Genomic DNA, 19,950 nt, shown 5'->3' with positions numbered 1-19,950 from the left:
CCCGTTCCAGCGTGCGGGGCCGTGCTCGCACGGTTCAACGAGGCCGATCTGTCAACAATCGTGGATCTTGTCCTACTGTCAACGGATGACGAGCTCGGAGCGGCCGGTCATCGACATCCCGACGAGCACCCGCGGCGAGGCGCCCGCCGGGGGCCAGCTCCTCATGCTCGGACGGCGCCTGCGGCACGCACGGAACGCGCACGGCCTCACGCTCGACGAGCTCGGGCGACAGGTCGGCTCGACGGCCAGCCAGCTCTCGCTCGTCGAGAACGGCCGTCGCGAGCCGCGCCTCAGCCTCCTGCAGGCCCTCGCGACCGCACTCGGCACCACCACGAACGAGCTCCTCGACCCGGCTCCCCCGACGCGACGGGCCGAGCTGGAGGTCGAGCTCGAGCGTGCGCAGCAGACCGCGACGTACGCCGCGCTCGGGCTGCCGGCCGTCCGCTCGTCGAAGCACCTGCCGACCGAGGCGCTCGAGGCGCTCGTCGGCCTGCACCACGAGCTCGCCCGCCGCGAGGACGCGGCCATCGCCACCCCCGAGGAGGCGCGGCGGGCGACGACGGCCCTGCGCCTGTGGATGCGGGAGCGCAACAACCACCTGCCCGAGATCGAGGACGCCGCGGAGGACCTCGTGCGCCGCGGCGGCTACACGTCCGGCGCGCTCACGCACAGCGCCGTCGCGCAGATGGCCGCCGACCTGGGCTTCTCGCTCCTGCACGTCGACGACCTCCCGCACTCCACCCGCACGGTCACCGACCTGGCCAACGGGCGCATCTACCTGCCGGCGGCGTCGATCCCCGGCGGCCACGGCCTGCGGTCCCTCGCGCTGCAGGCCATCGCGCACCGGGTGCTGGCGCACTCGACGCCCCGCAGCTACGCCGACTTCCTGCGCCAGCGCGTCGAGATCACCTACTTCGCGGCGGCGTGCCTGATGCCGCGCACCGCCGCCGTCGCGCACCTCGACGCCGCGAAGCGTCGCAAGGAGCTCGCCGTCGAGGACTTCCGCGACGCGTTCGGCGTGACGCACGGGGCCGCCGCCCACCGGCTGACGAACCTGCTCACCGAGCACCTCGACATCCGCCTGCACTTCCTGCGGGCCGGTGACGACGGGACCCTGTTCAAGGGCTACGCGAACGACGGCGTCCCGTTCCCGACCGACGGCACCGGTGCGATCGAGGGCCAGATCGTGTGCCGCCAGTGGGCTGCACGCGCGGCGTTCACGCGGCGCAACCGCACCACGGAGTACTACCAGTACACGGACACGCCCACCGGCACGTACTGGTGCACCACGCAGACCGGATCGACGTCCGCCGGTGGCTTCTCCATCACCGTCGGCGTCCCGTTCGCCTCCGCCAAGTGGTTCCGCGGCCGCGACACGCCGACGCGACGCGCCTCCCGGTGCCCCGACCCGTCGTGCTGCCGACAGCCCGACACCGCGCTCGCCGCCCGGTGGGCGCCGCACGCGTGGCCCAGTGCCGCGGTGCACGCGCACATCCTGTCCCCGCTGCCGACCGGCCACTTCCCCGGGGTCGACGACGCGGAGGTGTACGCGTTCCTCGAACGCCACGCGGGCGACCGCGCGGCGGACTGACAGGCGCCCCGGCGTCGTCCCCGCGCTGGTCACGCGCGCGACGGACCACCCGGGGCGGGTGATCCGCACAGCCCCCGCGCGTCCCAGGATCGGGACGACCCGTCCCGTGGTCCGCCGACGAGAGGAACGACCATGAGCGAGAACCGCAGCGGCCTGGCGGTGGGTGTCACCGTCTTCGCCGCGACCCTGATGATCATGATCGGCTTCCTGCACGCGATGCAGGGCCTCGTCGCCCTGTTCAACGACACGTTCTACGTGGTCCGGGAGGACTGGATCTTCTCGTTCGACGTCACGACCTGGGGCTGGGTGCACCTGCTGCTCGGCATCCTCGTCGCGGTCGCCGGGTTCTTCCTGTTCAGCGGTGCCGTGTGGGCGCGGACCGTCGGCGTCGTCCTCGCCGTGGTGAGCGTCGTCGCGAACTTCGTCTGGCTGCCGTACTACCCCGTCTGGGCGCTCGTCATCATCGCGCTCGACGTGTTCGTCATCTGGGCGCTCACCGTGCACGGCCGCGACATCGTCGCGCAGGTCTGACCTCACCCCTGACCTCACCCCCGACCTCACCCGCACCGAGGGAGGCGGCCCGCGCCGCCCCCGACCTAGCGTCGAGCACACACACCACTCGGAGGAGCACACCATGTCGGACGACGTCATCATCGAGGCCGCCGCGGTCAGCGACGGCGCGTACACCCTGCTCATCGCCGACTTCGCCGACACCGAGGTCGCCTGGGAGGCCTACGAGGCGATCAAGGAAGCCGAGGACGGCTCGACCGTCAAGGTCGAGGGCGCGCTCGTCGTGAAGCGCGAGGTCGGCGGCAAGGTCGAGGTCCTCACCGCGACCGACCACAGCACGCGCCGCGGCCTGACGTGGGGCGTCGTCGGCGGCGTCGCCCTCGGCCTGATCTTCCCGCCGTCGATCCTCGGCAGCGCCGTCGCCCTGGGGGCCGTCGGGGCCGCGACCGGCAAGGGCCTCGAGATCCGCAACCGCAAGGGGCTCGAGGACGATCTCAAGGACGCCGTCGCACCGGGCCACTCGGGGATCCTCGTGCTCGTCTCGGACCCCGCCGTCGTCGAGCTCCGCAAGGCGCTCGACAAGGCCGAGGGCATCGTCGAGAAGGCCGTCGACAAGGCCGAGGCCGCCGAGCTCAAAGCCGCGGCCGACGAGGTGGCGGCCACGGAGAGCTAGCGACCGGGGCACAGGACGGAGCCGTGACGCACCGGAGCCGGGTCTCGACCCTGCTGATCGACGTGCCGGTCGACGAGGCCGCGAGGGCGGCCGCCTTCTGGGCAGCCGCCCTCGGCGGGGAGGCGCGACCGGTCCCCGGCGAGGAGCAGTTCACGTCGCTGCCGCGCGCGGTCCCCGGGCTCGTCACGTCCGTGCAGGCGGTCGACGACGCCCCGCGCTACCACCTGGACATCGAGTCCGACGACGTCGCCGCCGAGACGGACCGTCTCCTCGCGCTCGGTGCGGTCGAGGTCGGCGGCTGGCTCGAGTGCCGCACGCTGCGCGTGCCTGGCGGGCACCTCGTCTGCGTCATCCCGGTGCACAGCGACCCCGACGAGTTCGCCGGCGCCGCGCACGTCTGGCCCTGACGCGACGCCCGCTCAACCCGCCGGTGCGAGCACGATGAGCGGGCTCTGCTCCATCATGAGGTCGACGTCGGTCCGGCCCCACCGCGCGGCCGCCGCCTCGATGAGCGGACGCCGTTCCTGCGGGTCGTCCACGGCCCTGGCCAGCGCCGCCACGTCGGCCTGCACGCCGCCCTTGAGGTGCACGACGACGTGCGGGTCCGCCTCGACGTTGCGCAGCCAGGCGCGCTTGCGCGGGCTCGGCATGCCGGAGATGAACAGCTGCCCGTCGAGCTCGTGCAGGAAGATCTCGACCCGGCGCGGCTCGCCCGTGCGGCGGCCGGTGGTGGTCAGGTCGATGACCTGGCTGCGGTGCAGCGCGTCGGCGACGGACCGGTCCATGGGGGTCTCCTCGTCAAACCTCGGTGACGTCCACCGGTCGCCGGGCGTCACCGCGGCCGAACCGGTAGCTCTTGCTGGTGTCGTACGCGCCGACGTCGGTGATGACGAGCACGTCGCCGGCGCGCGTGCCGTCCGGCACCCTGAGCCGGTCGTGCAGGACGTCGGTCTCCATGCACGTGCGGCCGAGCACGCGGCCGCCGCCCCCGGCGAGGACCGGCACGCGGTGTCCCGGACGCGCGAGCCACCAGTCGTGCGCGGTCCGTCCGATCTCCGGGACGTCGGCGATGGAGGCGTCCACCACGACGTCGGTCCACGCCGCCGCGCTGCGCACGGCGAGCACCCGGGTCACGAGCGCGACGAGCGGCTGCGCCACCGCCCGCCCGGGCTCGAGCAGGACCTCGTCGAGCCGCTCCAGCCGCCGGCGCACCCCGCCGAGCGTCCGGCGCAGGCGCGGCAGCATGCCGTCGAGCAGGTCGGCCGGCTCCCAGCCGCCGCCGAGGTCCAGGCACCGCACGGCGCGGCCCGACCGTGACTCCAGCTCGGCGGCTGCGCGCACCACCCCGTCGACGAGCTCCCACCACCGTGGCGCCCCGACGTCGCGGGGCGGGACGTGCACGTGCAGGCCGAGCCGGACGTCCGGGCGCAGCCGCGACAGGGACCCGACGACGGCGTCGAGGACGGACGGGTCGTGCAGCTCCACGCCGAAGCGCGACGTGACGCCGGGCGGGCGGACGCGCACACCGACGACCCCGGCGACCGGCGCACCGCCGTGCGGGCGGTCCGCCGTCTCGCGCAGCTCCTCGACCGAGTCGCAGAACACGGCGCCGAACGGCCCCGGGGTGACGGGAGCGGGCCACCACTTCGCGGGTCCGTTCAGGACGATCCGGTGCGGCGCGAACCCGGCTGCGACCGCGTGCTCGACCTCGGACTGGCTGATGGCCTCGACGTGGAACCCGTCGTCCCGCACGGCCGCGAGGAGGCGCGGGTCGGGGTTCGTCTTGATGCTGTATGCCGCCCGGACCCGGACACCGTCGACCGCCGCGCCGCTCACGGCACGGCCGACCCGTGCGACGTGCGCTCGACCCACGGACGGCAGGTACACCCGCAGCGGCGTGGCGGCCGGGTCGAGATGCGGGACCACGTCCACCGGGAGCGGGCGGGACGGGTGCGTCGTCTCGTGCGCGTCCGCGGGCAGCACCGCTGCCCGTCGCTCCCCCTCGGCCCCCGTCGGCGGCACCGTCCCAGCGTGCTGGACCCGCAGCCGCCCTGTCCACACGCGTGCGAGGCCCTGCCCGTGCGGTGGCGCGATCGGGAAGACCTGGTACGACTGGAGTCTCCCGTCGCCTTGACCCCGGAGGTCCTCGTGCGCGCGTCCCGTCGTCCCGGCACCCTCGGCGGGCTCGCCGCCGCAGCCGTGCTCGCCCTCGTCGTCACGGCGGCCCCGGCGTCCGCCCACCACCCCCGACCGACCGACAAGGTGCCCGTCGCCGTCGGCAGCGGCGGCGCCGTCGCGACCGTCGACGCGGACGCGACACGCGTCGGGCTGGACGTGCTGCGCCGCGGGGGCAACGCCGTCGACGCCGCCGTCGCGGCGGCCGCGACCCTCGGCGTCACCGAGCCGTTCTCGTCGGGCATCGGCGGGGGCGGCTTCTTCGTGTACTACGACGCGGCGACCGGCCAGGTGCACACCATCGACGGCCGCGAGACCGCACCGCAGGCCATGCAGAGCGACGCTTTCGTCGAGAACGGCGTGCCGATCCCGTTCGCCGACGCCGTCACGTCCGGGCTGTCCGCCGGCGTCCCCGGCACCCCCGCCACGTGGGAGACCGCGCTCGAGCAGTGGGGCACCCTCGACCTGCGCCGGGCGCTGCAGGGCGCGACGCAGGTCGCCCGCCGAGGCTTCGTCGTGGACCCGACCTTCGCCGGTCAGGTCGCCACCAACGCGACCCGGTTCGCGGCGTTCACCTCGACCGCGAAGCTCTACCTCCCGGACGGCGCACCGCCGGTCGTCGGGTCCGTGCTGCGCAACCGGGACCTCGCGGACACGTACGACCTGCTCGCCCGGCGCGGCGTCGACGCGCTGTACACCGGCCGCCTCGCGCAGGAGGTCGTCGACACCGTGCACCGACCGCCGGTCGCCCCGGGCAGCACGCTCGTCGTCCGACCCGGGCTGCTCGAGACCACCGACCTCGCCTCCTACGAGGCCGTCCTGCGCGAGCCGACGCACGTGCAGTACCGGGGGCTCGACGTGTACTCGATGGGCCCGCCGTCGTCGGGCGGGTCCACGGTCGGCGAGGCCCTCAACATCCTCGGGACGAGCGACCTGGCAGCGCTCGGGACGACGCAGGCGACGCACCGGTACCTCGAGGCCAGCGCGCTCGCGTACGCGGACCGCAACCGCTTCGTCGGCGACCCGGCCTTCGTCGACGTGCCGCTCACCGAGCTCCTCTCCCCCGGGTTCGCGGCGGAGCGCGCGTGCCTGATCGGCCCGACGGCCGCCGTCAAGCCCGTCGCACCCGGCAGCCCCGACGGCGACTACGCCGGGTGCGGCGCGTCCGCGGCGGTCGGTGCGGCAGGGACCGACGGGCAGTCCACGACCCACCTGACGACGGCCGACCGGTGGGGGAACGTCGTGTCGTACACGCTCACCATCGAGTCGATCGGCGGCAACGGCATCGTCGTCCCGCACCGCGGGTTCCTGCTGAACAACGAGCTGACGGACTTCAACTTCACCGACACCCAGGGCGGGCTCGACCCGAACCTGCCCGCGCCCGGGAAGCGGCCGCGCAGCTCGATGGCGCCGACCGTGGTCCTGTCCGGCCGGACGCCGTTGCTCGCGCTCGGCTCGCCGGGTGGGGCGTCGATCATCACGACCGTCCTGCAGGTGCTCGTGAACCGGCTCGACCTCGGGATGGACCTGCCGTCGGCCGTCGCCGCACCGCGCGCGTCCCAGCGCAACAGCGCGTCGGTGCAGGCGGAACCGCAGTTCCCCCGGACGGAGCTCGCCGCGCTCGGGCACACGTTCACCGACACGCCCGAGATCGGGGCGGCGACGGCGATCGAGTTCCTCGACCACGGTCGGATGCAGGCCGTCGCCGAGCCGGTACGCCGTGGAGGCGGCGCCGCGGGGGTCGTGCGTCCCGACAGGTGGCACTGACCCACCGCCGACGGCGCGACGGCTGACGGTCAGTCGCCCAGCGCCGCCCGGAGGAACGCGATGTCGTCGGCCTGCCCCTCGGCCGGCGTCTCCACCACGGCGTCGCAGCCCGCCTCCCGCACCACGTGCGCGATGAGCTCGGGCGGGATCGTGCCGGTGGCGAAGCTCGCGTGCCGGTCCCGACCGGAGCCCTGCTCGTCGCGCGAGCTGTTCGCGTGCACGAGGTCCACGCGACCCGTGATCGCGCGGACGCGCTCGACGATCGTCTCGAGGTCCTCGCCCGCCGCCCAGGCATGGCACGTGTCCAGGCAGAGCCCGACCTCGTACTCGCCGATCGCGTCCCAGAGCATCGCGAGCCGGTCGAGCGTGCGGGCGCAGGCGTTCTCGCCGCCTGCGGTGTTCTCGACGAGCACGCGCACAGGGAACGTCGCGCGCTCGAACGTCTTGCGCCAGTTCTCGATGCCGACGGCGATGTCGTCGCCGTCCCCCACGTGCCCGCCGTGCACGATCAGCCCGCGGGCACCGAGCTCCGCGGCGGCCGCGGAGTGCTGGGCAATCATGTTCCGGCTCGGGATGCGGATCCGGTTGTTGGTCGACGCGACGTTCACCAGGTACGGCGCGTGCGCGTACACGCCGAGGCCGGAGGCGACGATCGCGGCCGCGTCGCCGCGCGGCACCGGCTTCTTCCAGCCCTGCGGGTCCGCCAGGAACACCTGCACCGCCTGCGCGCCGAGCTCGGCGGCGCCTGCCACCGGGTCGTCGCCGCGCACGTGCGCGCCGATCAGCACCACGTCGCTCTCCCTCCGGTGTCGGTCCGGGTGGACCACGCGCCAGGCTAGACCGCACAGGTGACACCGGCGTCCCGGACGGCTCGGGAGAGCCGATCCCAAGGCTCCTCCCAGGGACGCGTCCTAGCGTGGGCAGCAGCCGTCACGACCGCTGGAGGAGCCATGACCACGGAGTCGAACCCGCAGCCCGCACCGGACCCGTCGCCGGACCCGCACGTCCCCGCGGCAGCGCCCAGCGCCCAGCCCGCCGGTCCACCCCCCGCCGGTCCCGCCGCCGGTCCCGCCGTAGGGCCGCCGCCCGCGGGCTGGGCCACGCAGCCGCTCCCCCCGTCCCCGCCCCAGCCTCCCGCGCCGTCGGCCCCCGTCGGCTGGGTCGTCGCCGCGATGATCCTGTTCTGGCCGACCGGCATCCCGGCGCTGCTGGCCTCGCACCGGGCCGCGCGGGCGTTCGGCGCCGGCGACGAGCCCGTCGGGGTCCGCGAGGCGGCGAGCGCGAGGCGCTGGAGCGTCGTCAGCGTGTGCGTCGGCGCCGGGCTGATCGTGCTGTCGGTCCTCGTCTCGCTCGCCTGGCTGGTCCTGGCCGCGGTCGCCGTGCACCGGTTCCACGACGAGACGCCGTGGGACGGCGGTCCGGGCTGGACCCAGCGGTCCGGGCCGGCGTTCCCGTTCGACGGCCCCGGACGCCCTGACCTGCCGGGACGCGACAGCTCGTCCCGCTGAGCGGGGGCCGGCGACGTCCCGGGCGACCGCCGTCGGCGCCCACGCACGCCCGTGGGTCCGCGTGCGGCTCCGGGACGGGGCACCTACCGTCGAACGATGCTGGATCGACGGGGCGAGACCCGGCCGGGTCCGTCGGGCGCCCCCGTGGACGCGGCCGGCGCGGACGCGGCCGGACCGTCGCCGACGCTCGACGGCCGGTACCGCCTCGGCGACGTCCTCGGCCGGGGCGGGATGGCGACCGTCTTCCGCGCGCACGACCTGGTGCTCGAGCGTGACGTCGCGGTCAAGCTGTTCCCCTGCGTCGACGACGCCGACGACCTGTCGCGGCACGCCGCCGAGATCCGGGTGCTGGCGGCGTTCGACCACCCGAACCTCGTCACGCTGCTCGACGCGGGCTCCGTCGCCGCGCAGGGCGGCCACCAGACGTACCTCGTCATGGAGGTCGTCGACGGCCCCACGCTCGCCGAACGCCTCGCGGACGGCCCGCTGACCCTCGAGGAGACGCTGGTCGTCGCCCACGAGCTCGCCGACGCGCTGTCGGCCGTGCACGCCGGACGGGTGGTGCACCGGGACGTCAAGCCGGGCAACGTGCTGCTCACGTCGGCGACCGGCCTGCGCGGGCACGATCCCCGCACCGGACCGGTCGTCAAGCTGGCCGACTTCGGCATCGCCCGCCTGGCCGGCACGACGCGCCTGACCATGACGGGCGTCACCGTGGGCACGATGCGCTACCTGAGCCCGGAGCAGGCGGTCGGCGGGCCTGTCGGCCCGGCCACGGACGTGTACGCCCTCGGCCTGGTGCTCGTCGAGTGCCTCACGGGCGCGCCCGCGTTCGCGGGCACGGCGGCGGAGTCGGCCGCGGTCCGGCTCACGGCCGGACCACCGGTGCCGGACGAGGCGGGCACCGAGCTCGGGGCGCTCCTGAGGCGGATGACGGCCCTGGAGCCGGGCGACCGGCCCGCGGCGCAGGAGGTCGCGGCGCTGACGGCGGCGCCGCCGCACGGGCACGCCGGCCTGCCCCGGACCCGTCCCGTGCAGCAGGTCGACGTGCCCGGCACCCGGTCGCCGCGCACGGCCACGACCCGGCCCTTGGCCAACGCCGCGCCGACGGCCACCGCACGGGCACGACGCCGGTGGCTGGCCGGCGCGGGGGCCGTGCTGCTCGCCGCGGGCGCGGTCGTGGTCGGCGTGCGCGCGTCCGGCTCGGACGAGCTGCCGCCCCCTCCGACCTACCCACGGGTCGACGGCGACCTGGGCGACGCTCTGACGGCGCTGCAGGAAAGCGTCGCGCCGTGACCGGGCGTGCGCGGGCCGTGGCCGTCGTCGTGCTCGCGGTCGCGCTCGTCACCGCAGGGTGCGCCGAGCGTCCCGACCTCGCGGACGAACGCGCCGCGTCCCTGCAGGCCGCGGTCCTCGACGTCACGTCCGCCGCCGCTGCGGGCCGGTGGGACGACGCCGAGGCGGCACTGGTGGACACCCGCGGCCGGCTCGACGACGGCGTCGACGCCGGCGAGGTCTCCACCTCCCGGTACCGCGAGGTCGATCGCGCGCTCGACCGGGTCGCGGGTGCGCTGGCGGCGGCCCGCGCGCAGGCGGTCGCGGCCGAGGCGGCTGCGCAGCAGGCGGCCGCGGTGCAGGCCGCCACGGAACAGGCAGCAGCACAGGCTGCGGCCGACCAGGCGGCAGCCGACCGTGCGGCGGCCGCCACGCCCGCCCGGCCCGCCGACCCCCAGCCTGCGCCCGCGCCGAAGGACAAGAAGGGCCCGAGCGGGCCGAAAGGCCCGGGCAGAGGGAAGGGCTGAGACCCCTCGACCGCTCAGCCGAGCAGCGGCAGCACCTGTGCCAGCAGCGCAGCCAGCCCGAGCCCGACGGCCGTCCACGCGATCATGCTGCCGCCCAGGTAGGCGACGAACCGGGCACGGCGACCGGGCTCCCACAGCGGGGCGGGTGCCCAGCGGACGGCGCGCGCGACGCCGCGAACGGTGACAGGTGCGGAGGTGGGTGCGGTGGTCATCGGAGCGCTCCTCGTGGGTGCACGATCAGGGTGTCGGGGTCGCCGACTCCACCATCGTCGCGCCGAGGGCGCCGTCACGGGTGGGATCTAAGGCCCATCCTCGGGCGGTGCCGCGGGCCGCCCGTCCTGCCCTCCGGGCGCCCCACGGCTGACCCGTTCCCGTCCGCGCTCGACCGCGCCGACGAAGGCCCGGATGCCGAGGCCGAGGACCAGCAGGTCGAGGACCATCTGGACGGTCACCATGACCCGCGCCGTCTCGCTGGTCGCGACGATGTCCCCGAAGCCGACGGTCGCGAAGACGGTGACCGTGAAGTACAGCGCGTCGACACGGGTCAGCCCGTCACCGGTGAAGCTGGTGGGCTGCGCCTGCTCCAGCACCAGGTACGCCGACGCGAAGAGGAACAGGAAGAGCGTGCCCGTGACGGCGAGAGCCTCGACCGCCCGGAGGGCCGGGAACGGGGACGTCACGATCGACCGGATCTGCAGCCCTGTCACGACGAGCAGCGCCAGGAGACCGACCGCCAGGGAGAGCGGCAGCGGGACGTCGGACAGCAGGTCGAACGGCGTGACCGCGAACACGACCAGGATGAGCACGACGGACGCCGACGCCCGCACGAACATCGTCAGCACGTGCCGCGCCCGCTCGGTCCAGGTGAGGCCGAGCGTCTGGAGAGGTGTCTCGGGCTCGCCGCTCACCGGCGGACCACCGTGGTCGTCGCGAGGCGCATGCTCGTCCTCCGTCGGGGTCCTGGGGTAGCCGTCCTCGACGAGGCTAGGAGCCCGCGCCGGGCACGGGCATCACACCCACCGGGTGAGCCGCGCCGCCGTCGGACGCGCCCCGGCGGCCGTCGCGCCGCCCGCCCCGGATGCGGGCACCCGTGCGGGCGGGCACCATGGGCCTCGACAGGTCGCCCGCTCGTTCGAGCAGCAGGACGCGGTTGCGACCGATCCACCACGCGTCGAAGGCGGACCGCCCCCGGGGCCACCGACCTCGCGCGGCGAAGGAGACCCGTGGTCATCGACCAGGTCGCGCCCCAGCAACCAGACGACCGCCCAGCCTCGAGGGTGGTCACCGCAATCCGTCTCCCGACGTTGCGGCCCGAGCAGCGCGTCGTCCCGGAGTCCGGCGGGCACGTCACCGTGCGCGTCGCCGGGTTCGACGAGCGGACCCGCGCGGCGGCACCCGCGTGCGACGCCCTCGGCCGGCTGTCCGTCCGCCTCGTGCGCGACGACGGCCACGCCGTCCGTGTCCTCGACCTCGCCGGCGACGACCTCGGTCTGCTGCCGGAGCCGTGGAACCGCAACATCGAGCGCGAGCTGGCCCGGTGCGAGGCGGACGGCGTCGAGGCCGTCGCGCGAGCCACGCTCACGGGCCCGCGCGACGCCCGCGACCTGTGCGTCCTGCTGGGCTGGCCCGGCGGGCGACGTCAGGTCCCCTGAGACGGGACACCGGCCCGCGAGGCGGCGATCCCGCGCGCCCGCCCGACCGGCGCGCGCCACAATGCCGTCATGGCGGACGCCCGACCCACGAGCGGCCGCCGGCGCGTGCTGCTCGTGACGGGGGCGGCCGTGCTGCTCGTCGCGGCGGGCGCGCTGCTCGCGCCGGACGACCCGGCCGGGTCCGATCCGGCGGCCCACGCCTGCAACGGGTCGGTCGCGCTGTGCGACCGCCCGTACGACGAGGTCGCTTTCCCCACGACGCACAACTCGATGTCGGCCGCGGACGCGCCCGGCTGGTACTTCGCGGAGCAGCCGACCGGGATCGTGGGTCAGCTCGACGCGGGTGTCCGGGCCTTCCTGGTCGATGCGTGGCCCGGCCGCGCGACCCAGCACCCGGGGCTCGTGACCACCGCCGACAGGTCCCGGTTCCAGGCGCGCGCCGCCGCCGACGACGAGTGGGGCGCCGCCGCCGTCGACGACGCGCTGACGCTCAGCGGGGCCACGGAGGCGGTCGGGGTCGGGCCGGTCGAGCCGTACCTCTGCCACAACCTGTGCGAGCTCGGTGCGACGCCGATGGGTGCCGAGCTGGAGAGGGTCGCCGGCTGGCTCGCCGACCACCCACGGGAGGTCGTCACGTTCGTGGTCCAGGACGAGGGCGTCACCCCCGCCCAGCTGGCCGGCGTGGTGACGCGAGCGGGCCTGCTGCCGTCCGTCTACCGGCCTCCGCACGACGGGTCGTGGCCGACCCTGGGTCGGATGGTCGCGTCGGGCCGCCGGGTCGTCGTGATGATGGAGCACGTCGGCGGCGGCGCGCGCTACCCGTGGTTGCTGCAGGCGTTCGACGCGGTGCAGGACACGCCGTACTCGTTCGACCATGCCTCCGACTTCAGCTGCGACCTGCTGCGCGGCTCGCCGGACAACGCGCTGCTCCTGGTGAACCACTGGTTGAGCAGCACCGCGACCCGACGTTCCGACGCGACCGAGGTCAACGCGCAGGACGTCCTGTGGCCACGGGTGGAGCAGTGCCGCGAGCAGCGCGGGCAGGTGCCCAGCTTCGTCGCCGTCGACTTCTACGACCGGGGTGACCTGTTCGCCGTCGTCGACCGGCTCAACGGGAGCTGACCTGATCCCCGTCGAGCACGGCGGGTGTCGCCACCGCGGCCGCTCCCGCCCTGCGTGCCGGCCCCCGGCGCAGCATGATGGCGCGGGGACAGGAGGCGGGCCGATGGACGTGCACCTCATCGATGGCCAGGGCGTGCGGACGTGCGAGGTCGACGAGATCCCCGCCCTGCTCGAGGCGCGGCACGGGCTGCTCTGGGTGGACGTGCCGCAGTGGGACGCGCAGGCGGAGGACGTGCTGGGCCGGGTGTTCGGCCTGCACCCGCTCGCGCTGCGGGACTGCGCCGTGCGCAACCGGCTGCCGAAGGTGCACGCCTACCCGGACGTGCTGTTCCTCGTGCTGCACGCCCCCGAGCGCGGGAACGGCGGGCACATCCACCACGTCGAGCTCGACCGGTTCGTCGGCCGGCGGTTCCTGATCACGGTGCACGGGCCGGTCAACCCCGCGGTCCCGCTCGACGTGACGCTCCGGGACACCCGCGAGGTGCTGGAGCGGATCCGGTCGGGCAGGCTGCACCCGCGCACGTCGTTCGACATCTCGCACGCGATCGTCTCGACGATCACCCGGCGGATGGAGCGTTTCGTCGAGACGCTCACCGAGGACGTGTGGGACCTCGAGCAGCGCGTCACGGCCGACTCGTACCACGACCCCGAGAAGTTCCTCGACGAGATGTTCCGCACCCGGCACGGCCTGCTGTCGGTGAAGACGATCGCGACGCAGACGGCCGAGATCTACCGTCGCGTGGCGACCCTGTCGGCCGTCCCGGAGGAGAGCCGGCACCTGGTCGGCGACCTGATCGACCAGTTCGACCGCATCGCGGGCCTGGCCGGCGAGGAGAAGGACTACCTGCAGGGCGTGATCGAGTTCTACCGGACGCGGACCGACACGAAGATGACGATCGCCGCGGAGCGGCTCGCGGTGATCGCCGTCGTCACGCTGCCGATCACCGCGCTCGCGTCGGTGCTGGGGATGAACCTCATCGTCAACCAGCACACGTCCGCGGTGCCGCTGACGGTGGCCCTCGCGATCATGCTGGCGATGTCGTGCGGCCTGCTGTGGTGGGCCCGCCGTCAGGGCTGGTGGTGACCGGCGGTCCCGACGTCAGGCGGCGTCGCGCCGCCCCGCGGTCCGTGCGTCGCGCCCGCCGGTCACCAGGGCGCCGTCGGGGACGAGCGTGTCGGGGCCGACGTGCGCGCCCGGCTCGACGACGACGCCCGCGCCGACCTTCGCGCGGCTGCCGATGCGGGCGTGGTCGCCGACCCAGGTCCCGGGCCCGAGGTGCACGTTCCCGCCGACGCGCACGCCGACGCCGACGCTCACGCCCTGGTCGACCCAGCTCCCCTCGCCGACGGTGGTCCGTCGGCCGACGTGCGCGCCCTCCTCGACGTACGCGGTCGGCGCGATCGACGCGTCCGGGTCGACGACGGCGCGCGGGGACACGAGCCCGCCGCCGTTCGGGTGCCGGTCGTACCGCACCACCCGCCCGCTGTCGTCCTCGAACTCGACACGTCCGGCCTTCCTCACCATGCCACCCTCTTCTCGCACACGATTCTCAGGTGACATAACAGAACCTGCCCCCTGCAGATTCCGTCGCGAACCGCTACGCCCGAGGGTCGCTCGGCATGAGGATCCACAGGATCGGGTACACCAGGAGCTGGCTGCCGGGGATGAGCATGAGCAGCAGCACGAACAGCAGCCGGGCGGGCCACGGCGAGATGCCGAACCGCCGGCCGAGCCCCGCGCACACGCCGCCGAGCACCCTCCCCTGCCAGGGGCGCGCCAGCCCGCTGCGCGCCATGCCGTCGTGGATCTCGCCCATCGTCCGTCTCCTCGTCCTCGGTCACTCGTGCCCGACGCCGCAGCCCGACGTCGACGACCTCCACGATGCCGCCCGGGGTCCGCCGGCACATCGGGGACCTCCCCCGGACCGACCCTGAACCGGCCCCCGACGCGGCATCACGCGGGTCGGGGGGCCACCCCGGCCCGGATCCGGGGCAGCAGCGTGGGCGTCGCACGTCAGCCGGTCCAGCCGGGATGATCGGCGTCGTGCCCACGCGCCTCGACACCCGACTGCGACCCGCCCGCACGCAGGCGCGACCGTGACCGCCGCCGACGGCAGCCTGCAGCGGCGCCTCAACCTGACCGACGCGGTCGTGGTCGGCCTGACCGCGATGCTCGGCGCCGGCGTGTTCGGCGCCTTCGGGCCCGCCGCAGCGGCGGGAGCGTCCGGAATGCTCGTCGGCCTGGCCGTCGCGGCAGTCGTCGCGCTCTGCAACGCGACGTCCTCGGCACGCCTCGCGGCCGTCCACCCCGAGTCCGGCGGCACGTACGTGTACGCGCGGCACCGGCTCGGGCCGTTCTGGGGCTACCTCGCCGGGTGGTCCTTCGTGGTCGGCAAGACTGCGAGCTGCGCGGCGATGGCCCTGACGTTCGGCGCGTACGCGGCTCCCGGGCACGAGCGGCTCGTCGCGGTGCTGGCAGTGGTCGCCCTCACGGCCGTGAGCTACCGCGGGGTCGAGCGCACGGCTCGGGTCGGCCGGGTGGTCGTGGCCCTCACGCTCGCCACCCTGACCGTCGTCGTCGTCGCCGCACTCGCCGGCGGTACCGCCAGCGCGGACCACCTGCGGCCGTTCCCGGGCGCCGACGCGCGCGGCGTCCTGCAGTCCGCGGGTCTGCTGTTCTTCGCGTTCGCCGGGTACGCGCGGATCGCCACGCTCGGCGAGGAGGTCCGCGACCCGGCACGCACCATCCCCCGGGCCGTCGCCGTCGCGCTGGGCGTCGTGCTTGGCGTGTACGCCGTGGTCGCGACGAGCGCGCTGCTCGCCGTCGGGCCCGACGCGCTCGCCACGAGCGCCGCGCCGCTGCGCACCGTCGTCGAGGCCGGCGCGTTCGGCGCGGTCGCGCCCGTCGTCCGGGTCGGTGCGGCCGTCGCGTCGCTCGGGGCGCTGCTGGGCCTCGGCCTGGGGGTGTCGCGGACGGCCCTCGCGATGGCCCGCGACGGGCACCTGCCCGGCGCGCTGTCCGCCGTCCACCCGCGGTTCCGCACGCCGCACCACGCGGAGCTCGCCGTCGCCGCGGTCGTCGTGGTGCTCGTGCTCGCCGTCGACCTGCGCGGGGCGATCGGCTTCTCGTCGTTCCTCGTGCTCACGTACTACGCGCTCGCGAACGCGTCGGCGCTGCGGATGCGGCCCGACGAGCGCCGTCCCGCCCGCGGGGTCCCGGTCCTCGGGCTCGTCGGCTGCGCGACACTGGCCCTGACCGTGCCGCCGGCCGCGGTCGCGGGCGGTGCCGTCGTGCTCGCGGCGGGGTGCGTCGCGTGGGCGGTCCGGCGACGCTGACGGAACCGGACCAGCCCGGACCTGCCCGGACCCGCACGAACCAGCCCGGACCCGCCCGGACCGGGCCGGTCAGCGTCCGAGCAGGACGTCCGCGAGGGCGACGCCCAGGGCGGCCGCGGCGACGGTGACGACGAGCGACCCGAACGCGTTGAGCACCGCCCGCCGGTACGCGCCCGCCTGCGCGAGCCGGACCGTCTCGACCATCGCCGTCGAGAACGTCGTGTACCCGCCGCAGAAGCCGGTGCCGGCGACGACGAGCACGGACGGGCCGACCGCGCCCGTCGCGAGCGCCCCGCCGAGGAACCCCAGGAGCAGCGACCCGGTGGTGTTGATGACGATCGTCGCGAACGGCAGCCGCGTCGACCAGCGGCCGCGGAACCACCCGTCGACGACGAACCGCGTCGCGGCTCCCGCCCCGCCGAGCAGGGCCATGAGCAGGACCGTCACCGGTCGTCCTCCGTGCCGTGGGGGCGCCGCAGCGACGCGGCCAGCAGCACCCCAAGGCTGCACGTGACGAACCCGGCGACCACGCTGCCGACGCCGTAGGCCGCCGCGAGGCGCACGTCGCCGCCGGCGCCGAGCTGCTGCACCTCGAACGCGAGGCTCGACCACGTCGTGAACCCGCCGAGCACCCCGGTGCCGACGCCCAGCCGGATCACCCGCCGGCGGCGGTCCTCGGCCCCCGCCCGCACGAGCGACTCCAGGAGGACCCCGAGCAGGAACGCGCCCACGAGGTTCTCCGTGAGCGTCGAGACAGGCAGCCCGCCCGCCGGGTGCGGCAGGACCTGGTTGAGCCCGTAGCGGGCGAGCGTGCCGACGACGCCCCCGGCGGCCACGACCGCGACGAGCCGCGGGTCCGTGTGGTGCGGGCGGCCGCTCATCGGGTGGGGCCGTGGTGCACGGGGATCACGAGGACGGGTCGGTCCTGGGTGTGCGCGAGCCGGCCGGCCACGGACCCGCCGACGACCTCCGTCATCCACCCGCCGAACCCGGGCCGCCGGGTGCCGACCGCGATCAGCGCGGCGTCGTGCGCCTCCGCGGCGGCGTGCAGGCCGCGGGCGGTCTCGCCGACCGCGTACTCGAACCGCCAGGGGACGCCCGCGTCGGCGAGCAGGTCGCGGACGTGGGTGAACAGGGTCGCCTCGGCCGGGCTGCCGTCGACGTCGTCGTCCCGGTCCGGGTCGACGGGGGTGGTGTCCCAGGTCCCGTCCGGCTCGACGGTGACGACCACCTGCGACGGGTCGACCCACACGCACACCAGTCCGGTGCCCAGCGCCAGGGCGATCCCGGCGGCCTGCTCGAGGACGGTCGGGGCCTGGTCGGGCTGCACGCCCACCACCAGCGGCCGCTCGGGCACGGGTCCGGACCACGGTCGCGGTCGCGTCCGGCTCATCGTCGCCTCCTCGGGTCGGGCGACAGGTCGTCGCCACGGGCGACTGTACGACGACGGGCACCGGCTGCGAGGCCCGGCCGTGCGGTACGGGCGGTACAGGCGCCATCCGATCGCGGGTCCGGACGACCTGCGGTACGGATGGGCGGATGGACACCACGGTCACGCAGGTCGGCGACGTCACGGTGCACCACGCGGAGCGGGGGTCCGGCACCCCGGTGGTCGTCCTGCACGGCATGGGCGTCGACCACCGCGAGCCCGCCGCGGCGCTCGAGCCGGTGCTCGGCGCACGGCACGGCTACCGACGTCTGTACCCGGACCTGCCCGGCATGGGCGCGACCACGGCACCGGCCGGGATCGCGAGCTCCGACGACGTCGTCTCGCTCCTGGCCGACTGGCTCGACGTGACTGTCGGGGAGGAGCCCGTGCTCCTCGTGGGGCACTCCTACGGCGGGTACCTCGCGCGCGTCCTCGCGGGACGCCGCGCGCCCCGGGTGGCGGGCCTGGCGCTGCTGTGCCCCGCGGGCGCGCGGTCGCGCGACGTCCCCACGCCCGTCGTGCGGCACGCCGAGGTCGGGGCGGACGACGGGATGGACCCCGCGGACGCCGCGTCGTTCCGCGACTACTTCGTGGTCCGGACGCCCGCGACGCGGCGCCGGTTCGACGAGACGGTGCGGCCCGCGGCGGACCTGCTCGACCGTCCCGCGCTCGAGCGGATCGCAAGCCGGTGGGAGCTCGACGAGACGGACGCGGGGCCGATCGACGTCCCGGTCCTCGTCGTCGCCGGACGGCAGGACTCGAGCGTGGGCTACGCGTCCGCCTGGGACCTCGTCGAGCGCTACTCCCGGGCCACGTTCGCCGTCCTCGACCGTGCGGGGCACGCGCTGCCGCACGAGCAGCAGCGGCTCCTCGCGGCGCTGGTCGACGAGTGGCTCGACCGGGTCGAGGAGCACCGCGGACGGCCGTGAACGACGCGGAACCACGGCCGCTCAGACGTCGAGCAGCTCCAGGTGCACGCCGACGGAGTCTCCCGCGTCGACGCCCTGCGCGGTCCGCACCGCCTTCTTCACCGGCAGCACGTAGGTGCCCGCCTTGTCGTCCGGGAAGATCGACGTCGTCCACACCGAGGTCCCGACGGACACCCGGACCCGCAGGGAGCCGAACCCCCGAGCGACCGCCGCGCCGCGCTCGAGCACCTCGTCCGCGACGTCGGTCGGCAGGCTGACGAACGTCCACCGGTCGGTGCGACGCGCGTCCCACACCCACAGCTCGGCCGTGAAGTCGTACGCCGTCACGCGGCCCGCTCCAGCAGCGTGACCACCTCGTAGTGGGTGGTCTGCGGGAACATGTCGAGCAGCCGGGCACGCCGTGGTCGCAGCGACGGCATCGCTGCGAGGTCCCGGGCCAGCGACGTCGCGTTGCAGCTCGAGTAGATGACCCGGTCGACCGACGACCCCTCCAGCCACCGGGACAGCTCCGGACCGATCCCCCGCCGCGGCGGGTTCACGATCACGAGGTCGGGCTCGCGGCCGGCACCGACCGCGAACGCCGTGGCGTCGCCCACCCGGAAGTCCAGCCGGGTCAGGTCCGCCTCGCGGCGGCTCGTCTCGGCGCTCGTCACGGCCTCGGCGCTCGTCTCGATGCCGGTCACGTCCCGCGACCCGTCGGCGCAGTGCAGCGCGAAACCGCCCACACCGCAGTACAGGTCCCACACCGACGACGGCGCCAGCTCGTCGACCCAGTCGCGCGCCTGCCGGTACAGCGCCGCAGCCACCTCGGTGTTCGTCTGGAAGAAGCTCTGCGGCCGCAGGTGCATGTCGATCCCGTTGAGCCGCATCCGCAGCGTGTCCTGCGCGGTGAGCACGATCTCCCGCTCGCCCTCGAGCACCGCCTTGTGCTCGGGCTGCAGGTTCACCGACACGACCCGCAGCAGCGGGAGCGCACCGAGCAGCACGGGCAGGTGCTTGCGGATCCGCGCCACGGCCTCCTGGGACCGCAGCACGAACCGGACCATGAGCTCGCCGTCCGGCGACTGCGTGACCAGCAGGTACTTGAGCTCACCGGCACGCCGCACGATGTCGTACGGCTGGATCGCGGCCGCCGTCACGAACTCGGCGAGCACCGGGAACGTCGAGCGCAGGCCCTCGGGGTACAGGCCGCAGTCCCGCAGGTCGACCCCGACGCCGTCCGCGTCGACGATCCCCAGGGCGGGGTCCTCGACCGACCCGGTGACGACCATCTTCGCCTTGTTCCGGAACCCCTGCTCGGCGCTCGTCACCGCCGAGGACCACACCAGGTCGGGGCGCTCGCCCAGCAGGTGCCGGCAGTGCTCCTCCTTGCCGGCCACCTGCGCCGCGTAGGGCTGCCCCATCCACGTGCAGGAACGGCACCGCTCCGCGTCGAAGTAGGAGCACTGCATGCGGA

General features: G+C 75.0%; 25 protein-coding genes. 13 read left to right on the top strand and 12 right to left on the bottom strand.

From position 1 onward, the window contains the following. Positions 1-163 precede the first annotated feature (163 nt). The 4 genes from Cch01nite_RS09135 (at position 164) to Cch01nite_RS09120 (ending at position 3,181) form a co-directional block, all read left to right on the top strand. Positions 164-1,591 carry an XRE family transcriptional regulator gene (locus Cch01nite_RS09135; RefSeq protein ID WP_239070206.1) on the top strand — a complete coding sequence of 476 codons (1,428 nt, stop codon included), beginning with the start codon at positions 164-166 and terminating at the stop codon, positions 1,589-1,591. A 132-nt stretch (positions 1,592-1,723) separates the two neighbouring features. Continuing rightward, positions 1,724-2,122 carry a DUF7144 family membrane protein gene (locus tag Cch01nite_RS09130; protein WP_203751679.1) on the top strand — a complete coding sequence of 133 codons (399 nt, stop codon included), beginning with the start codon at positions 1,724-1,726 and terminating at the stop codon, positions 2,120-2,122. 103 nt (positions 2,123-2,225) lie between these two features. Then, positions 2,226-2,774, top strand: coding sequence for a DUF1269 domain-containing protein (locus Cch01nite_RS09125; RefSeq protein WP_203751677.1), 549 nt, complete (start codon positions 2,226-2,228; stop codon positions 2,772-2,774). A gap of 23 nt (positions 2,775-2,797) precedes the next feature. Further along, a complete protein-coding gene (locus Cch01nite_RS09120; RefSeq protein WP_203751675.1) occupies positions 2,798-3,181 on the top strand; it encodes a VOC family protein in 384 nt (127 codons plus the stop codon). A gap of 12 nt (positions 3,182-3,193) precedes the next feature. On the opposite strand, the gene Cch01nite_RS09115 is transcribed toward Cch01nite_RS09120, so the two are convergent. Next, positions 3,194-3,559, bottom strand: a complete 366-nt coding sequence (locus Cch01nite_RS09115) for a nitroreductase family deazaflavin-dependent oxidoreductase (RefSeq protein ID WP_203751673.1) — start codon at positions 3,557-3,559, stop codon at positions 3,194-3,196. Between the two features lie 13 nt (positions 3,560-3,572). Further along, positions 3,573-4,796 (bottom strand): type III PLP-dependent enzyme domain-containing protein, encoded by a 1,224-nt coding sequence (locus Cch01nite_RS09110; RefSeq protein WP_203751663.1) that lies wholly within the window; start codon positions 4,794-4,796, stop codon positions 3,573-3,575. A gap of 126 nt (positions 4,797-4,922) precedes the next feature. Here Cch01nite_RS09110 and ggt point away from each other — a divergent pair, with 126 nt between their 5' ends. Then, a complete protein-coding gene (gene ggt, locus Cch01nite_RS09105) occupies positions 4,923-6,716 on the top strand; it encodes a gamma-glutamyltransferase (RefSeq protein WP_203751661.1) in 1,794 nt (597 codons plus the stop codon). Positions 6,717-6,745: 29 nt separating this feature from the next. Here the strand turns inward: ggt and Cch01nite_RS09100 are convergent, their stop codons facing one another. After that, entirely contained in the window at positions 6,746-7,507 is a 762-nt protein-coding gene (locus tag Cch01nite_RS09100) for a deoxyribonuclease IV (protein ID WP_203751658.1), read from the bottom strand. A gap of 159 nt (positions 7,508-7,666) precedes the next feature. Between Cch01nite_RS09100 and Cch01nite_RS22910 the strand changes: the two genes are divergently transcribed. From Cch01nite_RS22910 to Cch01nite_RS09085, 3 genes are all read left to right on the top strand, one after another. Beyond that, on the top strand, positions 7,667-8,224 hold the full coding sequence (locus Cch01nite_RS22910) for a CD225/dispanin family protein (protein WP_203751655.1): 558 nt from the start codon (positions 7,667-7,669) through the stop codon (positions 8,222-8,224). 96 nt (positions 8,225-8,320) lie between these two features. After that, entirely contained in the window at positions 8,321-9,520 is a 1,200-nt protein-coding gene (locus Cch01nite_RS09090) for a serine/threonine-protein kinase (protein ID WP_203751653.1), read from the top strand. After that, a complete protein-coding gene (locus Cch01nite_RS09085; RefSeq protein WP_203751650.1) occupies positions 9,517-10,026 on the top strand; it encodes a hypothetical protein in 510 nt (169 codons plus the stop codon). The genes Cch01nite_RS09090 and Cch01nite_RS09085 overlap by 4 nt, the downstream gene beginning before the upstream one ends. Positions 10,027-10,040: 14 nt before the next feature. Here Cch01nite_RS09085 and Cch01nite_RS09080 read toward each other — a convergent pair whose 3' ends face one another. Continuing rightward, positions 10,041-10,238 (bottom strand): chemotaxis protein CheW, encoded by a 198-nt coding sequence (locus Cch01nite_RS09080; RefSeq protein ID WP_203751647.1) that lies wholly within the window; start codon positions 10,236-10,238, stop codon positions 10,041-10,043. Between the two features lie 87 nt (positions 10,239-10,325). Beyond that, positions 10,326-10,934: a potassium channel family protein gene (locus Cch01nite_RS09075; protein ID WP_203751643.1), complete on the bottom strand. Its 609-nt coding sequence runs from the start codon at positions 10,932-10,934 to the stop codon at positions 10,326-10,328. A gap of 369 nt (positions 10,935-11,303) precedes the next feature. Here Cch01nite_RS09075 and Cch01nite_RS09070 point away from each other — a divergent pair, with 369 nt between their 5' ends. From Cch01nite_RS09070 to Cch01nite_RS09060, 3 genes are all read left to right on the top strand, one after another. Then, entirely contained in the window at positions 11,304-11,678 is a 375-nt protein-coding gene (locus Cch01nite_RS09070; protein WP_203751640.1) for a hypothetical protein, read from the top strand. A gap of 69 nt (positions 11,679-11,747) precedes the next feature. Continuing rightward, the gene (locus Cch01nite_RS09065) at positions 11,748-12,800 is read left to right on the top strand and encodes a phosphoinositide-specific phospholipase C-related protein (RefSeq protein WP_203751637.1); all 1,053 of its coding nucleotides are present in this window, start codon (positions 11,748-11,750) and stop codon (positions 12,798-12,800) included. Between the two features lie 103 nt (positions 12,801-12,903). Further along, positions 12,904-13,884: a magnesium transporter CorA family protein gene (locus Cch01nite_RS09060; protein WP_203751634.1), complete on the top strand. Its 981-nt coding sequence runs from the start codon at positions 12,904-12,906 to the stop codon at positions 13,882-13,884. Between the two features lie 15 nt (positions 13,885-13,899). Here the strand turns inward: Cch01nite_RS09060 and Cch01nite_RS09055 are convergent, their stop codons facing one another. Further along, on the bottom strand, positions 13,900-14,325 hold the full coding sequence (locus Cch01nite_RS09055; RefSeq protein WP_203751631.1) for a transferase: 426 nt from the start codon (positions 14,323-14,325) through the stop codon (positions 13,900-13,902). A gap of 73 nt (positions 14,326-14,398) precedes the next feature. Continuing rightward, a complete protein-coding gene (locus tag Cch01nite_RS09050) occupies positions 14,399-14,617 on the bottom strand; it encodes a PspC domain-containing protein (protein ID WP_239070155.1) in 219 nt (72 codons plus the stop codon). 280 nt (positions 14,618-14,897) lie between these two features. Here Cch01nite_RS09050 and Cch01nite_RS09045 point away from each other — a divergent pair, with 280 nt between their 5' ends. Further along, positions 14,898-16,136 (top strand): APC family permease, encoded by a 1,239-nt coding sequence (locus Cch01nite_RS09045; protein ID WP_239070151.1) that lies wholly within the window; start codon positions 14,898-14,900, stop codon positions 16,134-16,136. A 69-nt stretch (positions 16,137-16,205) separates the two neighbouring features. Here the strand turns inward: Cch01nite_RS09045 and Cch01nite_RS09040 are convergent, their stop codons facing one another. From Cch01nite_RS09040 to Cch01nite_RS09030, 3 genes are read right to left on the bottom strand one after another with little or no spacing between them, the layout of a single operon-like run. Continuing rightward, on the bottom strand, positions 16,206-16,583 hold the full coding sequence (locus Cch01nite_RS09040) for a fluoride efflux transporter FluC (RefSeq protein ID WP_203751628.1): 378 nt from the start codon (positions 16,581-16,583) through the stop codon (positions 16,206-16,208). Continuing rightward, complete coding sequence (locus tag Cch01nite_RS09035; RefSeq protein WP_203751624.1) at positions 16,580-17,017, bottom strand: fluoride efflux transporter FluC; 438 nt, start codon at positions 17,015-17,017, stop codon at positions 16,580-16,582. The genes Cch01nite_RS09040 and Cch01nite_RS09035 overlap by 4 nt, the downstream gene beginning before the upstream one ends. Then, positions 17,014-17,529, bottom strand: a complete 516-nt coding sequence (locus tag Cch01nite_RS09030) for a universal stress protein (RefSeq protein WP_203751623.1) — start codon at positions 17,527-17,529, stop codon at positions 17,014-17,016. The genes Cch01nite_RS09035 and Cch01nite_RS09030 overlap by 4 nt, the downstream gene beginning before the upstream one ends. Before the next feature lie 146 nt (positions 17,530-17,675). On the opposite strand from Cch01nite_RS09030, the gene Cch01nite_RS09025 reads away from it, so the two are divergent. Next, entirely contained in the window at positions 17,676-18,494 is an 819-nt protein-coding gene (locus Cch01nite_RS09025; protein ID WP_203751620.1) for an alpha/beta fold hydrolase, read from the top strand. 21 nt (positions 18,495-18,515) lie between these two features. Here Cch01nite_RS09025 and Cch01nite_RS09020 read toward each other — a convergent pair whose 3' ends face one another. Both Cch01nite_RS09020 and rlmC read right to left on the bottom strand, forming a co-directional pair. Continuing rightward, positions 18,516-18,821, bottom strand: a complete 306-nt coding sequence (locus tag Cch01nite_RS09020) for a DUF1905 domain-containing protein (RefSeq protein WP_203751618.1) — start codon at positions 18,819-18,821, stop codon at positions 18,516-18,518. Further along, on the bottom strand, positions 18,818-19,945 hold the full coding sequence (rlmC, locus tag Cch01nite_RS09015) for a 23S rRNA (uracil(747)-C(5))-methyltransferase RlmC (protein ID WP_203751615.1): 1,128 nt from the start codon (positions 19,943-19,945) through the stop codon (positions 18,818-18,820). Before rlmC ends, Cch01nite_RS09020 begins: the two co-directional genes overlap by 4 nt. Positions 19,946-19,950: the final 5 nt, after the last annotated feature.

It is taken from the genome of Cellulomonas chitinilytica (assembly GCF_016862675.1).
Classification (GTDB): domain Bacteria; phylum Actinomycetota; class Actinomycetes; order Actinomycetales; family Cellulomonadaceae; genus Cellulomonas; species Cellulomonas chitinilytica.
The sequence above is the reverse complement of the archived record's forward strand: the minus strand, read 5'-3'. Positions and strand labels throughout refer to the sequence as shown.